Genomic DNA, 23,435 nt, shown 5'->3' with positions numbered 1-23,435 from the left:
CTGGATCGTCATCTTCTGGATCCTCATTCCTGATGTGAACCAAGCTTGACGGCCATGTCCCAAAACGACCTTAGTGCAGATGCACCGGGATGTGTGGCCTGAGTTTTGGTTGGCTCTTCAACAGTCGTTCACGTCCGAAATGGACATGTGAAGTAAACACCGCATAGTTGTCCGCATTGCGCATCCGCTGCTTGTGCGTCAGGTTGAAGATCTTTTCTCGATAGCAGTGGTCTCTGATGTACAGAAACGTTTCATCGTCGATGAAATGAAACAACTCATGCATCAGAATGTGGGTGAACTTGTCCATCACCGGTTTGCTCATTTTTTGACACACGTAGATATACGCCGGATCGGATCCTGGACTGCGTTTGTTTTTCTTGGTTTCTGTGCGGGGAACGTACGCATAGTAATTTTTGCCAAGCGGATCGATGGTGAAGATCGAGATTCCAGCAGGATTCGAGCCTGTCAGTGAGATCGGGGGAACCTGGAGCGCAGCGTAGGCCCGCCGGAGCGTGGTTCGAATGAGGCCCAGTTCGCTGAGCGTTTCGGAGTCTGACAGCTTGCTGAAATCGAAATAGAGATCGGCCAATTCGTAGTTGCGTTTGGAGGTAAACAATCCCTCTCCCAGACGCACATAGTCGATCGCGCCCTCGATCGTACGCCGCGCCTTAAGCGACATTTGATTCAAATCCGGCATCGCAGTGACGACCTTGGCAAGCAGCGCGGCATTTTGAGCTTTCATGCGATGCTTCGGAATCTCATTCATCCGTTTGAGTGTCGGCCCGTGCGGGTCGACACGGCCATCACTGCCGGTCCGTTGAAAGCGTTGGAAATCAAGAATCGCTTTATTCGTTTTCGGACCGATCCAGCCGTCCTCGTCCAACGCGATCACAGGACCGCCGTCCTGCGGACCAATCAAGTTGAGAAGCCGTTGAATCGTGCGGACGTCGTCGCGGTCATTTCGACCGCCCTGTCCGACCGACGCGCCGATGTCCCAAGCCGAGACACCCCCTTCAAAAATGTGCTCGACACACTCGCGACCGGTATTGGCAAGAATTTTCATCGCTCAGCTCATGACTGCTCGTGGCCAGAAGTCAACACGCCCGCGAAGTGGCCGCGGTCGATGCACTGATTACCCGGCACCTCATTGTCTCGCACGGGGCGGAAAAACGCGAACATTTTCTTGCCGGTCTTGGCGAGAGGATCCGAAGTGAATCGACGCCTGTCGGCAGGCCCTGAGCCCGCATGCGGCCGGAGACTGCTACTCGGGGCGCGCCCAACGTTTTATATTGACGCAATTCCCACGCCGGACCTGGAATTCTGCACACCTACTCCCTCTTTTCCCCCCTGAGCCACTTCCATGCCCAACACATCCGTTCACTTGGCCGTCGACTTAGGAGCCTCCAGTGGCCGCGTGATTGCCGGACGCATCGACGGCGGAAAGCTACAGCTGGAAGAGGTGCATCGTTTCGCCAACGATCCGGTGATGATTCAAAACTCGCTGCAGTGGAACGTTCACGGTTTGTGGGCCGAAATTCTGGAGGGTCTGCGGATCGCGGCGACCCGTTTCGAGTCGATTCGATCGGTCGGCGTCGATACCTGGGGCGTCGACTATGTCTTGGTCGACGAAAACGACCAGATCGCGTCGCCGATTCGGCACTACCGCGATGCCCGCAACAACGGCATGGTCGAACGCGCCTTTGAGATCCTCGGCGGTGCCGAAGAAGGGCGTCGACGGATGTTCGAAGCGACGGGATTGCAGTTCATGCAAATCAATTCGGTCTTTCAACTGCTTTCGGCCGTCGAACACAACGAGCGATCGATGCAAATTGCCGATGGCTTCATGATGATGGGCGACTTCTTTCACTGGTTGCTCTCGGGCAAACGCAGCATCGAAGCCACCAACGCCTCCACCAGCCAGATGCTCGATCCCCGAACGGGCCGGTGGCAGACGGAGATGATCGAGGCACTCGGCATTCCGACCAAGCTGCTCGGTCCGGTTTCATTGCCCGCGACTACCTTGGGCAACGTTCAACCCTCGGTTGCCGAGGTGACGGGTTTGAAAGATGTGGCCGTCGTCTTGCCGGCCACGCACGACACCGCCTCGGCGGTGCTCGCGGTGCCGGTCGACGGTTTCGCGCCGGAGAAGCCGGACTGGTGCTACATCAGCTCTGGGACTTGGTCCCTGATGGGCTGTGAATTGGCGTCACCACGGGTCACCGAACAATGTTCGGAATTCAACTTCACCAACGAAGGCGGAGTGGGCGGCAGCACGCGTTTGCTGAAGAACCTCGGCGGCTTGTGGATTTTCCAACAGCTTCGCAAGTCCATGCAACGCCGCGGAAACGAGGTGACGTGGGAATCCATGGTCACCCAAGCCGAGTCGGCGGCACCGTTTCAGTTGCTGATCGACCCGGACCATCCCGACTTCGCCGCTCCGACCGACATGCTCGATGCGATCGACGGGTTTGCGTCGAAAACGGGACAGCCGAAACCGGATGCCGAAGGCGGCTACTATCGCGCCTCACTGGAAGGCTTGGCGCTGCGGTACCGAGTTTGTTTGGGCATGTTGGAGCAACTGGTCGACAACCGCATCGAGACGATTCATATCGTCGGCGGCGGAACGATGAACGAGCTGCTGTGCCAGATGACCGCCGATGCCTGTAATCGAACCGTGATCACCGGGCCGGTCGAAGCGACGGCGATCGGGAACCTGTTGATGCAAATGGTGGGCACCGGCGTGATCGGCAGCGGTAATCCACAAGAGCTGACCACCGCCGTGCTGCAGTCCCGCAAACTGGTGCGAGAGAGTTTTGCGGTGAAGACCTACACGCCACACAATGCGGCCCAGTGGGACGAGCCCGCCCAGCGATTCGTCGGCCTGGCCGATTGATGCCTCCGGCCCCGCGGGAGAACCAGCCGATGGGCGCCCCAACGAAAGATTCGATCCGACGCGCAGCCGCCGCTGCACGACGCGAACAAGGGGACAAAGAACGGCTCAGCCGCCAGATCACCGATCGGCTGCAGTCGATGCCGCAGTATGCCGCAGCCGGCTGCGTCCTGTGGTACGTCCACGTCCGGGACGAAGTCCGCACCGAACAGGCGTTGCAGCAGACGCTGCGGGGAACCCGGCAGGCCGGCAAGAGGATCGCGGTGCCGTATTGTGTCGGCGAGGACCTACATCTGTTCGATTTGCGAGGGTGGGACGATCTGTCACCCGGGGCATTCGGCATCTTGGAACCGCGTCCCGAGATCCGTGGCCGAGCGGACCGTTCGGTTGCCGCGACGGAATTGGATTTGATCGTGGTTCCGGGCGTTGCCTTTGACCCCGACGGGGGGCGGCTGGGGCACGGCCGCGGATTTTACGACCGTCTGTTGGCCGGCGTGCGGGCTGAAACGGCGCTCGTCGGTGTGGCCTTTGAGTGCCAGATCGTGCCACACGTCCCGCTGGACGATCATGACGTCTCGATGGATTGGGTGGTCACCGAGAAGCGTTTGATAGGCTGTCAGGGCGATCCCCGGGTCCGCGCTGGCGGCGAACATTGGTAGGCTTTCCTTTTGAACGTCTTTATTCACTTGGCAATTTTAGGATGCCGTCTGTGCCGTACGCCCAAATTGGCCCTATCGCCGTTCACTTCCCGGAAAAGGTAGAAACCAACGAGGAGCTTCAGCGAGAATTCCCGAGATGGGATTTGGCCCTGATTGAAGAAAAAACGGGGATTCGCCAACGCTACATCGCCGCCGAGGGCGAGACATCGAGCGACTTGGCAGTGGCCGCGGCCGAGAAACTGTTCGCGGAACAGCAAATCGACCCGAACTCCATCGATTTCCTGCTCTTTTGCACACAAACGCCCGACTACCCGCTGCCGACGACCAGCTGCCTGATCCAGGATCGGCTGTCGCTTCCGACACACTGTGGGGCCTTGGATTTCAACCTCGGCTGCAGCGGTTACGTTTACGGACTGGCCGTCGCCGACGGTCTGATCCAAAGCGGGGTGGCCAAGCGAATTCTGTTTCTGACTGCAGAAACGTACACCAAATACATCGACCCGGCGGACCGCAGTTTGCGAACGATTTTCGCCGACGGAGCCGCGGCGACGTTGGTCACCGCCGGCGACACGCCCTCCTTGCGAGGGTTCAAATTCGGCAGTGACGGCAGCGGTGCGGACATGTTGATCGTCGGCGACGGCGGCGCCCGCCCCCCCGAAGACGCGATCCCACCGCGACACCGCAAACGCTGGAAAAGCCGGCTGTACATGGACGGGCCGAGCCTGATCAGTTTCACCGTCGACGCCGTGCCCCAGTTGATCGACCAGATTTTGCAACAGGAGCAGCTGACCGACGCCGATATTTCGCAATACTTAATGCATCAGGCGACCTGGAAAATGCTCGACGAATTGCGGATCCGACTGGATCTGGCGCCCGAGCGGCTTCCGATCGAATTGGCGGACATCGGCAACACCGTCTCGTGCACGCTGCCGATCCTAATCGACCAGCTCCGCAAGTCTGGTCGACTGGACCGCGAATCCGTTAACATGCTGATCGGCTTCGGCGTCGGCCTGTCCTGGGCAGGCTGCGTCTGGCAAGATCTGGCGGGCTGAACGGGTAGGCGGAACGGGCGGACTGAATCAGGCGGGGAGAGATTGGCGGATTTGAACTGCGGATTTGAACTGCGGATTCGATCTGCAGGCTGAACAATGGCGTTGTGACCGTCACCCGAGAAACGACCATGTCTGGTCCACAAAGCATCGGGTCGGACTGAACAGGTAGCATCCAACCATGGTCGAATTTTTAAGCGGAAAACTGCTCATCGCGTCGCCGTATTTAAACGACCCGAACTTTCTGCGCAGCGTCGTCTTGATTGTCAGCCATGACGACGAGGGGGCGTTCGGCCTGTCACTCAATCGGCCCACCGACCAGCGGCTCAGCGAGATCGTGGAACTGTCGATGCCGCAGGGTTCGGTCCGCGACGATGACTTGATTTTCGAAGGCGGTCCGGTCGACGGCCCGCTGTTGGCGCTGCACGATTTGGTCGGCATCGGATCACCGGTCGGCCAAGATTCGTCCGGATTGTGGCTGACCGGTGACGAAGATCACCTGCGGTTACTGTTATCGCGTGTCGATGCCCGCGTCCGGTTCGTGTCGCAGTATTCGGGTTGGGGCCCGGGTCAATTGGATCACGAAATGCAGTGCGGGGGTTGGTTGGTCGGCGTGGCCAATGCCGACGTGGTGTTCGAGGACCCGGAACAGGTTTGGGAGTCGGCGGTCAAACGCTGCGGCCACGAAATCCTTTCTTCACTCTCGCCCGGATTGCGTTTCAACGATCCGTCGGTGAATTAAAGCGGTCGGGCGAATGCGGCGTTTTGTAATCGGAGACATTCACGGCTGCGACAAGGCTCTGCGAACGCTGATCGAATGCATCGCGCCGGAGCCGGACGACGAGCTGATTTTCTTGGGCGATTACGTCGATCGCGGACCGGACAGCCGCGGCGTGATCGACCAGCTGATCGAACTGCAATCGCGTTGCCGTGTCGTCGCGCTGCGTGGCAACCATGAGATCATGCTGTGCGGCGTCGCCTTCGGCGGGCTCGACGGTGAGATGTGGTTGTCCGCCGGTGGCAAGGCGACCGTGACCAGCTACGGCGGATCGCTCGACAAGATTCCCGCCGCCCACAAGAAGTTTCTGCTGTCGTTGCTGCCGCACTACGAAACGCCAGAGTCGATCTTCGTGCACGCCTGTTACGATGCGCGAGCGCCGATGGACGAGCAGCCCGAAGAGTTGCGTTACTGGACCCACCTGAACACGACACCGGGCCCGCACTTTTCAGGCAAGAAAGTCTTCGTCGGGCATACGCCCCAACCCAGCGGCATCGTGCTCGATCTAGGCTACCTGGTCTGTGTCGACACCTATTGCTTCGGCAACGGCTTCTTGACCGGCATGAACGTGGCCACCAATGAAATCATCCAAGTGGACAAGAAGGGATTCCGTCGGCGAGTCCCGGCGGCGGCGTTTTTGCTCTTCGTTGCAGATTCGTTCAAATTCGTCCACCGATTGATCACCAAACGTCGCCCGATGGAACTGCCAATCCCCGCCGAACCTCTCAACGCGCCGAAACCCGGCGATCAACCGGAGTGATGAGCAACACGCCACCAGACGGCGCAGCAGAGGGTTCCACTGCGATGCCGACACGCTCCGGCGGCATCGCCGTCGCGCCCGCGCCCTTGCCCACGCACGATCCACCCGGCCCGTCGCGAGCGACAAAAGCGACCGTCGATTCGTTTCCCCGCGTCGGCTATCAACCGCGTTCGGGCATGATCGTGACCGGCATCGCGTTCGTGTTCCTCACCGTCTGGTTGACCACGCTGTTGGATGCGGGCACGACCGAAACCCTCGTCGCGACCGCTGCGAGTTGCTTTCTGGTCGGCACCGCGCTAGTGATCAACAACCTGCTTCGTTGGGAGAACGCAGAGAACGCCTACGAGAAACAACGCATGAGTGCGGAGACTTGGAACGCGCGATTTCGAAAGCTGCATTCTGAATCGACACGCACCGGCGCGGTCTTGTCTCACATGTCCGATGGGATCGTGATGCTGTCCCCCAAGACCGAGATCCTGCTGATCAACGAAGCGGCAGCACGGTTGCTGGCGATCCCGATCGATAGCGTCTACTTGGGGCGTCGCCTGGCAGAACTCGTTCGCGTGCCCGAAATCATTCAGGCCACTCGAAAGACTCAACGTGACAACGTCGATCAAAACGTCTCCGTCGAAATCGTCGACGGCTCCATCGTTCGACCTGTGGCCGTCCGCATCAGCCGGATCCATGACGCCGATCCGCCGCACCTGTTGCTGGTCTTGCGCGACGAAACCGACGCCCATCGTGTCGAAGCGATCCGGCGTGAATTCATCGCCAACGTTTCGCATGAACTGAAAACCCCGCTGGCGGCCATCAAAGGGTATGCCGAAACCGTGGAATTGGCGATCGAGGACGACCCCGAAGCGGCCAAGCATTTCATCGCCCAAATCGACACACAATGCTTGAGACTGGAAGACCTGATCGCGGACATGATGCGATTGGCCCGCGCCCAATCCGGCAAGGGCACGCTGATGGTCCAGACAATCGATCTGGAAAAAGTGATCCGGCAGGCCTTCAGTTCGTTTCTGCCGGTCGCCGCAGCCAAGCAAATCGAATTGACCCTGCGTCCCAGCGGTGCCCCGGTTCACGTCCTGGCCGACGAAGAAGCCGCCTTGGCGATCACCCAAAACCTGATCAGCAATGCGATTCGGCACACCGATGCCGGCGGGCACGTCAGCGTGTCCTGCCGGCAAGAGAATGAGGGCTGGATGATGGCCGTGGAAGACGACGGCGTCGGCATCGCCCCGGAGTTCCAGGAGCGGATCTTTGAACGCTTCTATCGCGTCAAGCGGGCCCGCAAGGCGGCCGACGGGGGGACCGGAATCGGCTTGGCGATCGTCAAGAACCTGACCCGGGCCTTGGGTGGTACGGTTTCGGTAACGAGCAGCCCCGGGGAGGGGGCGACGTTCGAAGTCTGGCTGCCCAAACCCTGATTCCCGCCACGCCTTCACGAAAGCTTCATGGTGAAAAAGTGCTTCAGTAGGGTGTACTTTTCAGGCATTTCCACCAGGATGTCGTTTTGCGAGCTGTCCGCCCGCCGACCGCCCCAGACGCGGAAACGGCGGCCAGCCTCCTTTCGAGATTTGTCCGCATGGATCCAGTCAAACGCTGAGGCATGTCCACCAATACCAAGGTTTTGGTCGTCGAAGATTACGGCCCGTTGGCGGAGTCGCTTGAGTATCAACTCAAACGAGCCGGCTACGAAGTCTATCGCGCCAGCGACGGACGTGAGGGAGTCGATCAGGCGAAACTCTATCTTCCCGATCTCGTCATCCTGGACATCGATCTGCCGATCCTCGGTGGCATCGAAGTCTGCAAACAGTTGCGTGCCGATCCCAAGACCCGGGAAACGCTGATTCTGATGCTGACCGCCATGGGCGAAGAGTCAGATCAGGTGGTCGGGTTCGCCGTCGGTGCCGATGACTACGTCGTCAAACCCGTCGAAAGCTACAAGGTGCTGCTGCAACGAATCAAAGCGTTGCTGCGCCGACGAGAACCGATGTTGGACGACCATGAATCGGTCAGCCACCAAAACGTGACCGTCGATCGCCGACGCTTCGTGGTCACGGTCGAAGAGTCTCCGCTCAAGTTGACCAAGAGTGAATTCCGGCTGCTCGACGCCCTGATCCGACAACCCGGACGCGCCTTCGGCCGTAGCGAATTGGTCGATGCCGCGTTGGGCGAAGACACGGTTGTCCTGGACCGCACCATCGATGTCCATGTCCGCGCGCTCCGCAAAAAGATGGGTAGCGCCGCCGACTTGATCGAAACCGTTCGCGGTGTCGGCTACCGTTTCAAAGAGTAACGCATCGCGACAAATGGGGTGCCTGTTGTTCGCGGCATCGGGCGTTTAGGCCGCTGCGTTGGACGTGTCCTGCTCTGTCGCCTCACCAACTGTCCGCCGGCGTCGACGTGGTTCCGATTCGGGTTGCATCTTGTCAAACAAGTTGCCCAGCAGCCGCGGGTGCAAACACACGAACGCCCAAATCAACCCGAACGCCGCACCACCCAGGATGTCGCTGGGAAAGTGAGCCATGCTCGCCAGTCGTTGCACCCCGGTCCCAAAACAGATCGCCGCAAACAACCAGCGACCTCGGGGCAACACCATCCACAACCCAACCGTCAACGCGGTGGCCGTCGCCATGTTCCCACTGGGAAAGGCGCGCGTGCTGGCATCAAACGTGGCGACCTGGGAGAGCGTCCAGTCGAACGCCCACAGCCACGCCGAATCGATCGACGCGACGTCCAAGTTCAATCCCGACGGACGCGGACGTAAGACAAACATCTTTGCCAACGTCGCAATCGCTCCGGCACCGATCGCCAGCGTCGCCAGACGAGGCAAATGCCAGCGACACTGGGGAGCCATCAAAAAGATCCCGAACAGCACCAAAAAGACACCGCTGCCGTGCGAGAAGATCTGCATCAACTCCAGTCCGTTGCGAAGCTCGCGCGGCAACGGATCATTTGAAAACCACCGCGCCACGGAAATGTCGATCAACGTGATCATCGGCACCGACAGCAACAGCATTCCGGCGAACCAGAGCAGGGCGCTGACCCGAAACGCGGCCACAGCCCCCTCGGTCTGCGGATAGACCAAACGCAAGCTTGCATCGCCCACCGCGGGTTCGGGCCGCGGTGTCGGCCGGCCGGGTTCATCGCCGCTGGGGGTCTCGTGGAGTGGTGCTGCAGATCGCATGAGGAAGGCAACTCTCGGGCGTTGAGCGGTGTCCGTGAAACATCGGTTCGTGAAACAGGATCGCCGGGTGCCAATCTAATTTCGACCGGCCATCCACGTTCAACGTCGGACACTAGCGAAATCTCCTCCGAGAATGAAAGACGCATTTTCAACCCGCCTGGAACCGAGACGTGAACCCCGCCGGGAAACGAAAGAATCCGTTTACGCAGTTTTAGTCAACTTTGACGGTTGCGTTGACGATGACGACTCTAGACAGGCGTGCCAGCAGGCAGGGCGTGCCGGTCGCCTGTTGTTGGATTAGATCACAAGGCATGCGAGAACTTTTTGCAAAGGAATTCGCAAGCGATTTCGTTTCAGGGATGAATCACGATGTCACGCGTGTTGGGCTTGTTACTCGTTGGATGGATCACAGTCTCGCTGACCGGATGCGTCGGACCGATGGGAGCCGGCTGTTGCGGCACGTCGATCGGACCGGGATGGGGCGGCAGTTGCGACGCCGGTTGCAGCGACTCCTCTTGCGGCAGCTGTAACTCGTGCACCGGATGCGGCGAGTTGTATGTCGATCCATGGATCAATCATCCGGCCGACTGCACCGATCCTTGCGATGCCTGTGGCAATTACAACGGACAAAGCTGCGGCAAGTGCCGCAGTGTGTTTGCAGGCGTCCGAACACTTTGGGGATACCGCTGCGGCTGCGACCCGGGTCCGATCTCCACGACCCGACGCGGATTCGCCCCGGCCTGTGCAAGCGGATGCGATGGTTGTGATAGCTGCGGCATCGAGCCGGCATGCGGCTGCGAAGGCCCCTGCGACTGCGCCGTCATGGAGCCGGGCTGTGGTTTCGAACCGGCATGTGGTTTCGAACCCGGCTGTGGCTTTGAACCGGCCTGTGGGTGTGAAGGCCCTTGCAGTTGCGAACCGGCGTGCGGATGCGAAGGCGGCTGCAACTGCGGCGGAGGGATGACCGAAAGCTACGGGCCACCGGCGGGCGAGATCATCATCGAGTCACCCGGTCAGGCCGCGTATCCTGTCCGCGAACAACCCTACGCCCCACAACGCACCCGAAAGATCTTCAACCCCCGCACCGAGACCGCATCCCGCGGCGGATTCTTGAACGAGTACCGGCGCTAACGCGCCGGCCCTCATAAGGGGCCACCCAAACTCCACCGGAGCGGCACGGCAGGTCGCTCACATTCCGTTTTCTCTGCCAATGGATCGAACCGACGGTCTCAAAAGGGGCCACCCAAACTCCACAGCAGCGCGGAGTGGCAGGCAGGTCGCTCACATTCCGTTTTCTCTGCCAATGGATCGAACTGCGGTCGAAAACCGAACGAGTTGCCATCGTCAGCGCAGCAGCCAACACCAACTGCTTGACTTATCGGCCCTGAAGATGCGACGGCTTGAATCAGCCTGACGGCTGCAGCGGGTTCCCCGGCGCACAGAGCCAACCTTGGCCGCAACGTGTGGCTTCAGCCGCTAGATTGTCAGTCGCCCCCGCGGCACGCTTGAAGATCTTGCCGAACTTCTTCACCAGTTCGCACCAACCGTGACTGTCCAGACCGATCCGGCTTAGGATCGGAGCGAGGTGCTCTGGGATCTGCCCCGCCTTCTGCTTGTGGACTTGCCGACCAGTCCAATCAAGCAGCTCAAGGTATCTGGCAAGCGATACACTCAAGAACCCCTTCTTGCTCGCCCTGCGGCCACTCGATTCCACATCCGGACCCGCTGAGTCATTCTGCTCGTCTACCTCGACCGGACTCATCCATCCGCTTCGCTTGCGACGCCGACTTCGCTCCCAGTCATGCGTCCGACGCCGACCATACTTAGGCTGATCGCCTGCGCAAGCCGCTGCCTTGGACTTCCGGTCCCGCAAGCGGCCTGCTTTCGGCTCCGGCTCGACCGTCTCTTGCTCAACAAGGTCATCAATCCGTGCCTTGGCACCGGTAAACTGGCTCTCTTCAGGCGTTTCGGCGAGCGCAGCCCGAATCGGATTCAAATCGACGTAGGCCGCGCACGCCAACAGTGATGCTTCATCGAGCAACACCTGAGCCTTGTAGCGTCCTTCCCAGAATCTGCCGGTGCACTCATCCTCCGCGTTGGCGCGGCGGGCGATGTTCTCGGCGGTGCATCGCATCCACCAGCTGACATCGCTCAACCGAGACCGTCGCTCCGCCAACACCTCGGGACAATTGACAATCATGTCAATCTCTGGCTTAGTCGGCGTCGCCGGCGAACCGTCTTTGTTACGACGTTTGGGAAACAAACGCAGCCAACGTCGAGCGACCTCTTCATCACTCCAGGTCGCTGCGACATCGGCCCGGCTGCGGAGCACCACGTGCAGATGGTTGCTCATTACAGCAAAGGTCAGGCAATCGATCGCAAAGACCGACGCGAGAAACTCCAGCCGGCTGCGAATCCACTCCCGTCGATGTTCGAAGGACTGGCCGGTGAAGTGGTCCTTGCCGCACAAGAACGCCCTGCGGACACAGCGTTGCACGCAGTGCAACACCTGAACATCGGCAGGATCAACAACTTCGGAGCGAGGTTTCCGAGCCATAGCAATCTCCCCAAGGTGAATGAAGCCAGAGGAAAGTAGACCAAAACAACGGTCATCTGTCAAAACTTATGGGTGGCCCCTTTTAACGTCAAAAGAGGCCTGACCCCTTTGTTGGCTGCCTGACCCCTTTGTTGGCTATCGGCACGCGTCCAACTGCTGTCGATTAGAATGCTGCGATTGTCCTTCCCCGACGAGAGGCTCCCGCCACGTTCTCCCCGCGTAGATCTCACAATGATTGCCGCTCAAAAATCGATCGCATCGTTCGCGATGATCGCCTTGTTCATCGTTGGTTTCTCAGGCCAGGCCCAATCGGCCGAGTTGCCCAATATCGTCCTGATCCTGGTCGATGACATGGGGTACGGGGATCCCGGGTGCTTCAATCCCGACAGTAAGATCCCGACGCCGAACATCGATTCCTTGGCGGCCGAAGGCATGCGATTTACCGACGCGCACGCGTCGGGACCGCTGTGTCACATGTCGCGTTACGGGTTGATGACGGGACGCTATCCGTTTCGAATCAATGTGGGGCGCTGGCCCAAGCAGGCGTTGATCGAGCCCGACGAAGTCACCTTGCCGTCGCTGCTGCGGGACGTCGGTTATCGAACCGCGATGGTCGGCAAGTGGCACGTGGGGTTCGATGAGGACGGCTATGACAAACCCTTGCCCGGTGGTCCCGTCGACCGTGGATTCGATTCGTTCTTCGGCATCCGGGCGTCGACGGATATTCCACCGTACTTCTACATCCGAGACCGGATGGCCGTCGCGCCGCCGTCGGATTCGATCGAGGCGAATCAGAGTGAAGGCTGGTCGCCGATCCAAGGGGCGTTTTGGCGGGCCGGTGGGATCGCCCCGGGGATGGAACTGAAAGACGTCTTGCCCAAATTCACCGACGAGGCCTGCGGGGTGATCCAGTCGCACGCCGGACGCGATCAACCGCTGATGCTCTACGTGGCCTATCCGGCGCCCCACACACCGTGGCTGCCCGCCGATGAGTTTGCCGGCAAGTCGGGCGCGGGGATGTACGGTGATTTTGCGATGATGGTCGATGCGATGATCGGCAAGATCCTCAAGCAACTCGATGCGGCAAAGATGACCGACGACACGCTGGTGATCTTCACCAGCGACAACGGGCCGGTCTGGTACGAAACCGACGTGCAGCGATTCGGACACGACAGTTCGGGTGGACTGCGCGGGATGAAAGCGGACGCCTGGGAATGCGGCCACCGGATGCCGATGATCGCGCGTTGGCCGGGAACCGTTGCGGCCAATTCGGTCAGCGACAAAACGATCAGCTTCGTCGATTTCCTCGCCACCGCCGATGAACTGACCGGTGCGGGGGTCTTTCAAAACAAAGACAAGACAGATGTCGGACCGGACAGTTTCAGCTTTCTCGGCGAACTGACCGGAAAACCCTCCACGGCGCCCCAACGCCCCTCGCTCGCACTTCAAAGCGGCAAAGGCCTGATGACGATTCGCCGTGGGGATTGGAAGTTCATCGACGGAGACGGATCGGGAGGGTTCAGCGACCGCGGAGCCAAGGGCAAGCCCAAGAACCCCAAAGGCCAACTGTACAACCTGGCCGAAGACCTCGGCGAAACGAACAACTTGGTCGACCAGCATCCGAAACTGGTCGATTCACTGCGCGAGGAACTCGCCGCCATCAAGCGGGCGTCGCGAAGCCGTGACTTGAACGGCGCGGTCAACCCTTGACTTACTCGCCGATGCAATACAAGTATTTGTCGCTGCGCAAATACAGTTTGCCGTCGGCGACGATCGGGCTGGCGTTGAAGGTACTGCGATCGTCGAGTCGGTTGTGGGCGAGTTGCTCAAACTCGGGCTTGGCAGCCAAGACATAGGTGCCGCCGTTTCGGGTGACGACGTACAGCTTGCCATCACCGGCCAAAGCGGACGCGTAAGGCTGGCCGCGAAACCGTTCGGCGTAGACCACTTCGCCGTCCGCCAGTCGCACGCAGTAGGCGATCGTGTTGCGATCGCTGACCCAATACAGGTGCCCCTGGTGGATCACAGGCGAAACGACATTCGCCCCCGCCTTGGCTTCCCACAATCGATGGGTGTCCGTGACGTCGCCCCGGCCACCAGCGCGCACCGCGATGGCACGCGAAGTTCGCCCACCGATGACATAAACGACGCCGTCTTGCGAGACAATGCTGGGGCAAACGTAGTCGGGGATCCCGTCGCAGTTCCACAACGGGGCCCCGGTTGCCGGGTCAAACGCCAGGATCTTGTCTTTGACGCTGACCACCAGTTCCTGTTTACCGCCGCCGACGTCCACCAGGTGCGGCGTGTTCCAGGAAGCGTCCATCCCGCCGGCACGCCAGACTTCCTCGCCCGTCTCCTTGTCGATCGCCACCAGCGAACCACTCTCGACACTCGCGTTGACGATCACCAGATTTCTGTATAAGACCGGTGAAGTCCCACAGCCCCAACCGTGCGTCCTATCACCCACGTCGGCTTGCCAAAGTTGATTGCCGTCCAGGTCGAATTTCAACACACCGGTCTTGCCGAAGAAGACGTACAGAAACTCTCCGTCGGTTGCGGGTGTTGCAGCCGCGTAGCCGTGGTCACGCACGCGTTCGGATTCAGGGAGTTTAGGCTGGACATGTTGGTCCCAAACGATCTCTCCGTCGTTACCGAGGCAAACAACGTGCAGCGTCAGGTCTTCCATCCGCCCGGGATTCTCGCGGTCGATCCCATAACCGCTGTAACAAGTCACGTACAAGCGATCCCCGAGCGCAATCGGACTCGACGCGCCATACCCCGGCAATTCTGTCTTCCAGGCGACGTTCTCTGATTCGCTCCAGACCAGCGGCAGGTTGGTGTCACTCGTCACACCCTGACCACCGGGGCCACGAAATTGTGGCCAATCGGCGGCAGTCAAATTCGGCACCATCACGGCTGCCGAGAGCAACATCAGCGAAACGGAAGCAACTCGCATAGGATTTCTCATGTTGGAAAGGGAACAACGGAAGCCGCAAAGCAGTTTATCGACGTGGCCGTGGAACGACTCAGGATACAAAATCAAAAATCCCGGAGCGGAACGTACTGGTCCCAGGGTGACCGCCGGAGATGATTCCTTGGGGACCGATCAAATGGGCGTCCATCGGAATTTGGATCGTGCCCGATTCGAGAAACAGCGTCAGGTGGCTGTCTGAAGTGTTCCCCGCTTTCTCCCGCGTGAAATAGACCGCCTGGCATTCAAATTCCTTCGTTGTGATCGCGCGTTTCGCTCTGAAGATACTGAAATGACCGTCGAAGCGGGTCGGAATCGGATGAGGGTGCATGCCTTGCTGGCGCCCCAAGAAATAGACGCTGGCGAAGTTATGCGGGACCGATCGAATCTCGAAATAGTGATCTCGATTCTTAGCCCCGAAGGAATCATTTGCATTCTCACGCATGATGATAAATTTCAGCGACTTGGGTTCGATCCGTTTGGCCGGTGGTGGCGGGAGTTTGAGTTCCGGCAGCGTGTAGAGCACCAGCTTCAAGTAGGTTTGCTTCCCCACTTCGATCAATCCGTCGCATCCACCCCAACCGAAATGATGGAGCTGAAAACGCTGAATCGCTTTGATCGTCTTCGGCCCGCACTTGCCATCCAGTTTCAATGGAACAGGGGAGCCGCCTTCGTCCAGTGGAACCTTGTTGATGGCGTCTTGCACCTCCATGACATCTTTGTGCTGATTGGATCCACGGTGCCCGACTGACGCGCTGAGAAAGAGGGTCATGGTTGGATTCCTGGAGAGAAGGAGGGGCTCCTGAATCGAAGCTGTCGCACCACGCGAACATACCCGTGCCAGCGCTGCAATGCAAATTAGCGCGCTGTCCCGCACAGCGTGCCTCCCTCGCGACATCGCGGTGCGTCGGTTCGGCCAATTGGTGTGGGGAGGAGATGTGGCAGAATGATACGGGGCAGAATGATGTGTTGCGGAATGCCAAGTCGTCAGGGCAGATCGATTCGCATGAGTTGGCCGTCGACACCGCCGACGAGGACACTGCCGCCGGACTTGGCAATCGCGATCGCGTACGCCGGTCCGTTGATGGCCGCGTCGATAGCGGTGACCTCCACGGTCTCGGGATTCACCAAATAGACGCGTCCGTCGTCGCAACACGTCGCGACGAGCGATCCATCGCGGAGCCAGCGGAGTTGGCGCGGTTTGGACGGCAGTCGCGTGAATCGCACCATCCGCCCGATCGTCGGTTGCCAAAACCGCACTGTCGCGTCGTCGCTGGCCGATGCGATCATCGGCAAACCCGCGTCTGATGGACGAACGGCAACACTTCCGACCGGCTGGACATGGATTGCCAGACTGCGAACCAGGCTGCCCGTTTCGGTTTCCCAGACACGAAGACTTTGGTCAATTCCCGCACTGACCAACAACCCCGATGCGGCCAGATGATCGACCGCCAAAACCCCGCGTGAATGTCCCTTCAGCGTCTCTGTTCGAGCGCCGGTCGAGGTGTTCCAAATCAAAACGTTGTGATCTAGCCCGGCCGAGGCAAGTCTGGTTTCGTCCAGCCAGTCGATGTCCATCACCGAATCGAAATGCCCATCGAGGACGCGCAGCGATTTCCCATCCGGCCACGACAGAATTTCGACCGTGCCGTTTTCCGCGGGCGTCCCACCGGCGACGGCCAGGCGATCGCCACTGGGTGAAAACGCGAGGTCGTGAAGATTCGGGGACGACGTTTGAATCGTTGTCAGCGGCTTGAGATCCGGCCAACCGTACACCGCGACTCCAGATTGAGAACACGTGGCCACCGACGATCCATCGGGAGCAAACTCGATCGAAGTGATCGGGGGTTCGGCGCCGCAATCAAGAGCGACCGAGATCGTCATCAGAACAACAACAGAGCAAACAAGTTTCAACATGACTTTGATCACGTGGGGTAAGCTTCCAGCTTGCCATTGGCGTCGGATTGGCAAGCTGGAAGCTTACCTGCGGTTTTGGATTGGCAAGCTGGAAGCTTACCCCACTTTGGGCTGCGTTACACAATGATACTAAACGCTTTTGTTTCCGGCGTGGCGATGGACGTGGGTGTCACTCACAATGCGGTCGCCTCGTCCCCGCATTTCTCACCTTTATTCACCGTCGCGTGGTCTTCTATGACAAAACCTCTGTTCGATCGACCATCAGTGTCGTGCGTTTTACTGATCGGGGTGTGGTGCATTTTCAACTCCACCAGTAACGCCGACGAGAATTGGAGTCGGTTTCGCGGCCCCGATGCGACCGGCGTGGTGGCCGACGACCCGCGTTTGCCGACGAAGTGGGATCAAACCGAAAACGTTGCCTGGTCGATCGAAGTGCCGGGTCAGGGCTGGGGCAGTCCGATCGTTGTCGGCAATCGCGTGTTTGTGTCATCGGTCGTCGCTGATGAAGAAAACATCCAGCCTCAAAAGGGACTGTATCTCGGCAAGGGTGTTCGCGATCCGGCCAAGGGGATTCATCACTGGATGGTTTACTGTTTCGATTTGAACAGCGGCAAAGAACTCTGGCGGCACGAAGCTAAGACGGGACGCCCGGTCGTACCGCGTCACCCCAAAAGCTCGTATGCCGCGGAAACACCAACGACCGACGGCGAACGCCTGTACGTGTTATTTGGTGACGTCGGACTGTATTGCTACAGCCTGGATGGCGAACCGCTTTGGTCACGTGAAATCGAACCGCGCAAAACCAATCTGGATTATGGTGCCGCCGCGTCACCGGTGGTTCATGACGGTCAAGTGATCGTCGTTTATGACAACTTGGAATCATCATGGATCGCCGCCTTTGATGCGAAAACGGGGGAGGAGAAATGGCGAACGCCGCGCGACGAAACGCATTCCTGGGCCACGCCGTTGGTCTGGGAACATGATCAACGCACCGAAATCGTCGTGACGGGTCGAAAGAAAAATCGCAGCTACTCGCTCGGCGGCGACCTGTTGTGGGAATTCGATGGCGACATGTCGGTGTTGGTGATCCCGTCGCCGTTTGCCTCACACGGCTATTGCTACCTCGCCTCGGGATACGTTGGCGATTCGCACCGACCGACGTTTGCTGTTCGTCCAGGCGCCAGTGGTGACATCACCCCCGAAGGCGACTTTGCCGACAGCGAGTTCATTCAGTGGTACCAGCCCACCGCGTCGCCTTACAACACCTCCCAAATCGTCTACGGCGATTACTTGTATACCGTTTACGACCAAGGATTCATGACCTGTCACGACGCCAAGACCGGCGAGGAGGTCTATGGCAAACGTCGGTTCTCGCCGTCGGGTTCGTTCACCGCATCGCCGTGGGCGTATGACGGCAAAGTCTTTTGCCTCAGCGAAGACGGATTGACGTACGTGGTCCAAGCGGGCCGCGACTTTGAAATCCTGCACACCAATCCGCTCGACGAACTTTGCATCGCGACGCCGAGCATTGCCGACGGACGGTTGCTGATTCGCACGTTGACGAAACTGGTTTGCATCACCAACGACGACTAGCTGTATTTGGCTCACATCCCGCTTATCATTTACGCACAGTACTGGGTTCGTGATTATTCGCTGTCGCCGATTTTGAAATTTTGGATCGTTTGCGTGGTCACGAGCGCCCTGCTACTGCTCAGCTATCAGCTGTGCATCCGCTACACGCCCATCGGAACGTTATTGAATGGCAAACGGATTCGTCCCAAAGCCGCATCAGACGCAATGGACGCTAAACCCATCACAACCGCCGAACGCCCTCAACCTGCCGAAGGAAATGTCGCATGAGTGACACCCTCCATCATTTGCTGCTCGTCGAAGACGATGCCGAATTGTCCGGCATGATGAAGGATTTCTTGACCGGCAAGGGATACCACGTCGCGGTCGAGGCCAACGGTTTGTCGGCGATCCGGCGAATCGCATCCGAAGCCTACGATGCGGTCATCTTGGACATCGGGCTTCCGGGGACGGACGGATTCAGTGTTTGCAAGAGTGTCCGACCGCATTTCAAAGGCCCGATCATCGTGCTCACCGCGCGGGGAGAGGAACTGGATGAAGTCGTCGCATTGGAAGCCGGGGCGGATGACTTCATGAGCAAACCCGTGCGTCCCAATGCCCTGCTCGCACGCCTGAAAATCCACCTTCGTCGATTCGACTTGCACCCTGCCGATTCGAGCACCATACCGGCGGACATCGTTGTCGGTGACCTGAGCATCAGCCTGGGCAGTCGCAGCGTCGTGGTCGGCGATCAACTGATCGAGTTGACGACCGCAGAATTCGACTTGATCGAGTACCTGGCCCGCCGCGCCGGCAGCGTGGTCTCCCGCAAGGAACTGTACGTCGAATTGCTGGAAATCCCGTATGATGGCATGGACCGGTCGCTCGACCTACGCGTCTCACGACTGCGACGCAAATTGGGCGACGATCCCCACAAGCCGACCCGCATCAAATCGGTTCGCGGTGTCGGGTATCTTTTTGCCAAATGATGTGATGACATGACGCGACTGTTCCTGCGATTCTACTTAGGCGTCATCGGCATTCTGATCGCGGCTTGGTTGATCCAGACCTCCGTTTTTCGCAAAAGTTCGATTCAGGAGAACATCCACGTCATCGAAGACATCTATGCCAGCAGCGGGCGACTGGCTCGTGATCGGATCGTTGACGGTGGCGAAGAAGGGTTTTCCGAAACGATGGAGTACCTGGAAGATCAATTCGATTATCCGATCCGCGTGGTGCGTCGAGACAAGCGCCCGATGGATGAGGCGTCGACCGCGCGGTTGGACCGCGGTGAAAGCATCTTGTATTACGATCGACTGGAGACGGCCATTGCAGACACGCCCTATCTGGTTGAACTGGGACCGCTGCCCCGCTTTGACGAGCCGAGCCAGACCGAATTGTCGTTCGCGTTGGGAGGCGTGTTCTTGTTGACCGCGATCGGCATCGCGATCCTGTTGCACCCGGTCAGCAAGCAACTGCGGGGCGTCGAAAAAGCGGCACTCGCCATCGCCGGCGGTGACCTCGGTGCCCGGATCGACTATGGAAGATTTCGACACAGCGGGCCTCTTGCCGAAGCCTTCAACACCATGGCCGATCGCGTCGAAAATCTGTTGCGGTCACAACGGGAATTACTGCAGACGGTTTCGCACGAATTACGCACCCCCTTGGCTCGCATTAAATTCGCCACCGAGCTGATCGAGACGGCCGACGACGAGGAGCAACGAAAGCAACGCCTGACCTCGATCGAAGCGGCTACCGATCAGTTGGATGCGCTCGTCGGCGAACTACTGACCTACGTGCGTCTGGACGCGCAGTCGTCTGAAGCGGATTGCGGCGCCAAGCACATCGAGACCTTTGACGTCCGCGAACTGGTGACGGAACTGATCGAGGTGCACGGTCCGCTGTACCGGAACGTGGAATTCCACAATGCGGTCTCGCTCGCCGGCAGTGAAGGGGCTGACAGCGAAGGGGTCGGCATCGACGGGAGCAGCGACGACGGGGGCAGCGCCGAATTGACCGGCAATCGCGCCGCCATCTCGCGTGCGATCGGCAACCTGATCAGCAACGCCGGAAGATACGCCGCATCGAAAGTCATCGTGTCGGCGGACGAATCCGACCACGAACTTTGCATCCGCATCGACGATGACGGAGGCGGCATCGCACCCGAGGATCGTGAAACGGTGTTTGAACCGTTTCAGCGGCTCACCGGCGGAACCGATTCGAAAGGGGACCAGACCGGCACGGGACTCGGCTTGGCGTTGGTCAAACGCATCGCCGAGCGGCACGGAGGCGGGGTCAGCGTGACCGAAAGTGAACTCGGAGGCGCCCGATTCTCGCTGACGCTGCCCAGCACCGCGGGCGTCAAAACGATTTGATCACCACGGCCGTCATGTCGTCCTTGATCGGATGGGGATGGCAAAAGGACGTCACCGAGGAGATCAATTCGGCGACGATTTCCGAAGCCGGTTTGCTGCGGTTGCGATGAACGACTTCGGCGGCGCGCTCTTTCCCGAACGCAACGTGATCGTCTCCGCGGGCTTCCCAGATCCCATCGGTCATCAGCAACACGATGCATCCGGCCGAAAGCTCGACCGATCCGTCCACCTGGTAGGTGTAGTCCGGATCGACCCCGGTCGGAATCCCACGCGTTCTCAACTCAGCGACTTTGCCATCGGAGTCGATCAAGAACCCCAGATGACCTGCACCGACGTAAGTCAATCGCATCGCATTGGAGTCGAGTCTGGCAAAGAATAGCGTGACGAAGAGTGATTGGAACGTGTCTTCGCAAATTCCACGATTGGCAATCGTGACCAGTTGGCCTACGTCTTCATACAGTTCGGCGGTCGATCTCAACAAACGACGCGTGCCGACGGTGATCATGGCCGGGCCGATCCCGTGTCCGCAGACGTCGGCTAGAACGATGTCCCATTTGCCGTCCCCGTGGTCGATGAAATCAAAGAAATCTCCCGACGTCGAATCGATCGCGACACAACGGCCCGCGACGTCGAACCCGGGGATCTCCGGTGAATCATTGGGCAGCAAATACTCTTGGATCTGTTTGGCAAACTGCAGCTCACGGTCCACCGCCCGTTGGCGGTGCTCGACCATTCGCCGCTTGTTTCGCTCGATCGCGTAGAGCAGCGATCGAACCAGGACCTGTCCGTCCAAATTGGATTTACCGACATAGTCCTGAGCGCCCAACCGCATCGCCTTGATCCCCAGCGACTCATCGTGATCGCCGGTCAAAATGATGATCGGTAGATTGGGAAACGGATCGTGGATCCGACAAAACGTCTCCAGCCCCGCCGAATCGGTCAGGTTCAAATCCAGGATCACCGCATCGGGCAAGACACCTTGCGACAACCGCTCAAGCGTCTCTGCCAAGGTCGCAACGTGCGTGACGTTAAAACGCCCGTCGCGTTCCAATCGTTCTCGCACGACCATCGCATCAACGAGAGAATCTTCGACGACCAGAATCAGAAATCGGTCCCCGCCCGCTGCAGCCGATTCGCTTGGTTGAGTTCCCATCATCCAGAGACACGTTGATCGATCGACAGAAATGCAAATCCGAGCGGCGTGGTGAAACCACGCTCCGTCATCGCGAAGGCCGAATCATTCGGCGCTCTTGAGTGCGTTGGTGACGGTGCCGCGGATTTCGAAGACCGTTCCATCCAAGTTTAGCACCCGGAACACCTCTCGAATCGATTCACGCATCCCACAAAGATACAGACGGGTGTCGCGGGGCTTGAGTTCGGTGTGCAGCTGAATCAGGATTCCGACGGTTTCGGACGAACAAAACCGAACGGAAGCGAAATTGACGATCAATCGTTTCGGATCGCATTTCTCCACCATCGCGAACAACTCATGCTTGGTCTGCACCAGTGATTCGGTCGACAGCACGCTGGCATCGTGAAGATGCACGACGTGGGCGCCTTCGATTTCCTGCAGATCGAATTGTTCGTATTCCGATTCCGTCACTTCGTCGAACGCGACCTCTTCGGCCGACTTCGTCTCGCGCGGCTGCGTCAGCGGTGTCACCCGAAACAGGCTTTCCATCGCCTCGGCTAATTCACGTGCCGACGCATAACGCTCGCTGGCACCGAACGACAATGCCTTGGCGAAGGTCGTTTTGAACTGATCGGCCGCACCGCTGTCCAATCCCTCGTACAGCGCAGTCTGGAACACTTCCTCGGCGGACTGGGGCGCGTGACCGGTCAGCACGAAGAATCCGATGGCAGCCAGGGAATAGACATCCGACTGGGGCCGGATCGCGTCACCGGATCCGACCGACACCTCGGGGGCGGCGAACTCGTTGCGAAAGTCCGCCGATTCCTCGTCCTCTTCGGACAACAGCATCCCGGGCATCCCGAGATCCGCGATGACCGGTTCGCCGTTCTTTTCCAGTACCACGCATTCGGGAGAAAGGTATCCGTGGACCAAGCCGGCCGCGTGCATTTGACTGACACCCAACGCAAGCTTTCCGACCAGCAGGGCGACCTGCCGGGGTTCGATCAGGGCGGCTTGCTTCGGCTCGACCGTCGCGTTTTGGGCGGTGATTTCGCGTAGATTCGGACCTTCGACGAGGGTCGTCGCCAGGTAATCCACGCCGTCGGTTTGGCCGAAATCTAAAACGGCCGACAGATGCGCGTTCCGCAGCCCCGCCAGTGCGTGTGCACGGGCATCAAAGTCGCTGCGGACCTGTGCATCCAAGCCGGAGAAATCGGCGATTCGGACCGTCAACTTGCGATCCAGATGTGGGTCATACGCCAAATAGACGGACTGACGCCCTTCACGTTTGAGCAATTGTTTCAGCTCAAATCGGCCCACGGATTTAATGTTTATTTCTTCCATCCTTTGGTCGTCTCCAGTAACCAGACCAAAGCGGACGGGTGGAATCGAGGACTTCTAATATTGATTACTTCAACGCTGCTGTCAACTAACCGGCGATCCATCAGCAGGGGTCCAGATGAGGGCCCTCATGCCCCGCCGCATTGGCAGTCCGCGGCGTCATCCGGAAAGCGGCAATCCCCGCGGAAAAGCGGTTGGCGATTCTTGATTTCCGCCCGCTGATCGGGCCACCATGCCCGCACCC

21 protein-coding genes are annotated in these 23,435 nt (G+C 59.2%); 13 read left to right on the top strand and 8 right to left on the bottom strand.

From position 1 onward, the window contains the following. Positions 1-70: 70 nt before the first annotated feature. The gene (locus TBK1r_RS27275; protein WP_145218034.1) at positions 71-1,063 is read right to left on the bottom strand and encodes a peptidoglycan-binding domain-containing protein; all 993 of its coding nucleotides are present in this window, start codon (positions 1,061-1,063) and stop codon (positions 71-73) included. Between the two features lie 297 nt (positions 1,064-1,360). Here TBK1r_RS27275 and TBK1r_RS27270 point away from each other — a divergent pair, with 297 nt between their 5' ends. The 7 genes from TBK1r_RS27270 to TBK1r_RS27240 all read left to right on the top strand — a co-directional run bounded on the left by TBK1r_RS27270 (position 1,361) and on the right by TBK1r_RS27240 (position 8,438). Continuing rightward, positions 1,361-2,893 carry a rhamnulokinase gene (locus TBK1r_RS27270; protein ID WP_145218032.1) on the top strand — a complete coding sequence of 511 codons (1,533 nt, stop codon included), beginning with the start codon at positions 1,361-1,363 and terminating at the stop codon, positions 2,891-2,893. A 29-nt stretch (positions 2,894-2,922) separates the two neighbouring features. Continuing rightward, positions 2,923-3,549, top strand: a complete 627-nt coding sequence (locus TBK1r_RS27265; protein WP_419580452.1) for a 5-formyltetrahydrofolate cyclo-ligase — start codon at positions 2,923-2,925, stop codon at positions 3,547-3,549. 50 nt (positions 3,550-3,599) lie between these two features. Continuing rightward, positions 3,600-4,601 carry a ketoacyl-ACP synthase III gene (locus TBK1r_RS27260; protein WP_145223097.1) on the top strand — a complete coding sequence of 334 codons (1,002 nt, stop codon included), beginning with the start codon at positions 3,600-3,602 and terminating at the stop codon, positions 4,599-4,601. Positions 4,602-4,779: 178 nt separating this feature from the next. Then, positions 4,780-5,340: a YqgE/AlgH family protein gene (locus tag TBK1r_RS27255; RefSeq protein ID WP_095737078.1), complete on the top strand. Its 561-nt coding sequence runs from the start codon at positions 4,780-4,782 to the stop codon at positions 5,338-5,340. A 13-nt stretch (positions 5,341-5,353) separates the two neighbouring features. Then, complete coding sequence (locus TBK1r_RS27250; RefSeq protein ID WP_145218028.1) at positions 5,354-6,136, top strand: metallophosphoesterase family protein; 783 nt, start codon at positions 5,354-5,356, stop codon at positions 6,134-6,136. 44 nt (positions 6,137-6,180) lie between these two features. Continuing rightward, complete coding sequence (locus TBK1r_RS27245; protein ID WP_419580451.1) at positions 6,181-7,566, top strand: sensor histidine kinase; 1,386 nt, start codon at positions 6,181-6,183, stop codon at positions 7,564-7,566. A gap of 182 nt (positions 7,567-7,748) precedes the next feature. Then, on the top strand, positions 7,749-8,438 hold the full coding sequence (locus tag TBK1r_RS27240; protein WP_145218024.1) for a winged helix-turn-helix domain-containing protein: 690 nt from the start codon (positions 7,749-7,751) through the stop codon (positions 8,436-8,438). 45 nt (positions 8,439-8,483) lie between these two features. Here TBK1r_RS27240 and TBK1r_RS27235 read toward each other — a convergent pair whose 3' ends face one another. After that, on the bottom strand, positions 8,484-9,329 hold the full coding sequence (locus TBK1r_RS27235) for a phosphatase PAP2 family protein (protein WP_145218022.1): 846 nt from the start codon (positions 9,327-9,329) through the stop codon (positions 8,484-8,486). 369 nt (positions 9,330-9,698) lie between these two features. Here TBK1r_RS27235 and TBK1r_RS27230 point away from each other — a divergent pair, with 369 nt between their 5' ends. Continuing rightward, entirely contained in the window at positions 9,699-10,460 is a 762-nt protein-coding gene (locus TBK1r_RS27230; RefSeq protein ID WP_145218020.1) for a hypothetical protein, read from the top strand. Positions 10,461-10,734: 274 nt separating this feature from the next. Here the strand turns inward: TBK1r_RS27230 and TBK1r_RS27225 are convergent, their stop codons facing one another. Further along, on the bottom strand, positions 10,735-11,886 hold the full coding sequence (locus TBK1r_RS27225) for a hypothetical protein (RefSeq protein WP_145218018.1): 1,152 nt from the start codon (positions 11,884-11,886) through the stop codon (positions 10,735-10,737). Positions 11,887-12,117: 231 nt separating this feature from the next. Here TBK1r_RS27225 and TBK1r_RS27220 point away from each other — a divergent pair, with 231 nt between their 5' ends. After that, complete coding sequence (locus tag TBK1r_RS27220; protein ID WP_419580450.1) at positions 12,118-13,596, top strand: sulfatase family protein; 1,479 nt, start codon at positions 12,118-12,120, stop codon at positions 13,594-13,596. 1 nt (position 13,597) lies between these two features. Here the strand turns inward: TBK1r_RS27220 and TBK1r_RS27215 are convergent, their stop codons facing one another. The 3 genes from TBK1r_RS27215 to TBK1r_RS27205 all read right to left on the bottom strand — a co-directional run bounded on the left by TBK1r_RS27215 (position 13,598) and on the right by TBK1r_RS27205 (position 16,774). After that, positions 13,598-14,842 (bottom strand): outer membrane protein assembly factor BamB family protein, encoded by a 1,245-nt coding sequence (locus tag TBK1r_RS27215; RefSeq protein WP_419580449.1) that lies wholly within the window; start codon positions 14,840-14,842, stop codon positions 13,598-13,600. A 70-nt stretch (positions 14,843-14,912) separates the two neighbouring features. Continuing rightward, positions 14,913-15,629 (bottom strand): peptidoglycan-binding domain-containing protein, encoded by a 717-nt coding sequence (locus TBK1r_RS27210; RefSeq protein WP_145218014.1) that lies wholly within the window; start codon positions 15,627-15,629, stop codon positions 14,913-14,915. 215 nt (positions 15,630-15,844) lie between these two features. Next, complete coding sequence (locus TBK1r_RS27205) at positions 15,845-16,774, bottom strand: WD40 repeat domain-containing protein (protein ID WP_145218013.1); 930 nt, start codon at positions 16,772-16,774, stop codon at positions 15,845-15,847. 264 nt (positions 16,775-17,038) lie between these two features. Here TBK1r_RS27205 and TBK1r_RS27200 point away from each other — a divergent pair, with 264 nt between their 5' ends. The 4 genes from TBK1r_RS27200 (at position 17,039) to TBK1r_RS27190 (ending at position 20,718) form a co-directional block, all read left to right on the top strand. Next, a complete protein-coding gene (locus TBK1r_RS27200) occupies positions 17,039-18,367 on the top strand; it encodes an outer membrane protein assembly factor BamB family protein (RefSeq protein WP_419580448.1) in 1,329 nt (442 codons plus the stop codon). A 93-nt stretch (positions 18,368-18,460) separates the two neighbouring features. Further along, complete coding sequence (locus tag TBK1r_RS39140; protein ID WP_419580447.1) at positions 18,461-18,634, top strand: hypothetical protein; 174 nt, start codon at positions 18,461-18,463, stop codon at positions 18,632-18,634. Continuing rightward, positions 18,631-19,332: a response regulator gene (locus TBK1r_RS27195; protein WP_145218009.1), complete on the top strand. Its 702-nt coding sequence runs from the start codon at positions 18,631-18,633 to the stop codon at positions 19,330-19,332. The genes TBK1r_RS39140 and TBK1r_RS27195 overlap by 4 nt, the downstream gene beginning before the upstream one ends. 9 nt (positions 19,333-19,341) lie before the next feature. After that, positions 19,342-20,718 (top strand): ATP-binding protein, encoded by a 1,377-nt coding sequence (locus TBK1r_RS27190; protein ID WP_145218007.1) that lies wholly within the window; start codon positions 19,342-19,344, stop codon positions 20,716-20,718. Here TBK1r_RS27190 and TBK1r_RS27185 read toward each other — a convergent pair. Both TBK1r_RS27185 and TBK1r_RS27180 read right to left on the bottom strand, forming a co-directional pair. Then, positions 20,705-21,874 (bottom strand): PP2C family protein-serine/threonine phosphatase, encoded by a 1,170-nt coding sequence (locus TBK1r_RS27185; protein WP_145218005.1) that lies wholly within the window; start codon positions 21,872-21,874, stop codon positions 20,705-20,707. The two genes, TBK1r_RS27190 and TBK1r_RS27185, sit on opposite strands and share 14 nt — an antisense overlap. Before the next feature lie 81 nt (positions 21,875-21,955). Beyond that, positions 21,956-23,194, bottom strand: a complete 1,239-nt coding sequence (locus TBK1r_RS27180; protein ID WP_145218003.1) for a protein kinase domain-containing protein — start codon at positions 23,192-23,194, stop codon at positions 21,956-21,958. Positions 23,195-23,435 lie beyond the last annotated feature (241 nt).

Origin of the sequence: Stieleria magnilauensis, assembly GCA_007753675.1 — a bacterium.
In the GTDB taxonomy this organism is placed as follows: Bacteria; Planctomycetota; Planctomycetia; order Pirellulales; family Pirellulaceae; genus Stieleria; species Stieleria magnilauensis.
The sequence above is the reverse complement of the archived record's forward strand: the minus strand, read 5'-3'. Positions and strand labels throughout refer to the sequence as shown.